This window comes from Mesoflavibacter sp. CH_XMU1422-2 (assembly GCF_037029245.1).
GTDB classification, from domain to species: Bacteria; Bacteroidota; Bacteroidia; order Flavobacteriales; family Flavobacteriaceae; genus Mesoflavibacter; species Mesoflavibacter zeaxanthinifaciens.
Genome location: NZ_JAYMEE010000062.1, coordinates 466500 through 466842, shown reverse-complemented (window position 1 = coordinate 466842; position 343 = coordinate 466500). Strand labels below are relative to the sequence as shown.

Annotated in this window: 1 protein-coding gene; it reads right to left on the bottom strand. The window is 41.7% G+C overall.

Going from position 1 to position 343, the window contains the following annotated elements; all coding sequences use genetic code 11:
* On the bottom strand, positions 1 to 343 hold a 343-nt coding region (locus WA340_RS11465), incomplete at both ends, for a hypothetical protein (RefSeq protein WP_336129159.1).

Below are 343 nucleotides of genomic sequence, written 5' to 3'. Positions count from 1 at the left end.
CGCGATGTTAGCCGCATTCCAATTAGATGCTAAAGTACTGTTATTAGCACCATCACATTCAATAGTTTCATCTGAAACATCCGAGCATAACGCTAAGTCAGGCGCAGTCGTATCTTCAATAGTTAACGTTGCTGAAGTAGAGGCCATATTTCCACAATCATCCGCTACTGTATAGTTTACAGTGATAGTACCACCAAGTCCACAAGTATTAACAAAGTTGTTAAAGTCGAAGTCAGACGTTACGGTGTAGTTTGCATCCGCATCACAACTATCCGTAGGACACGTCTGTAAAGCCGCGATGTTAGCCGCATTCCAATTAGATGCTAAAGTACTGTTATTAGCA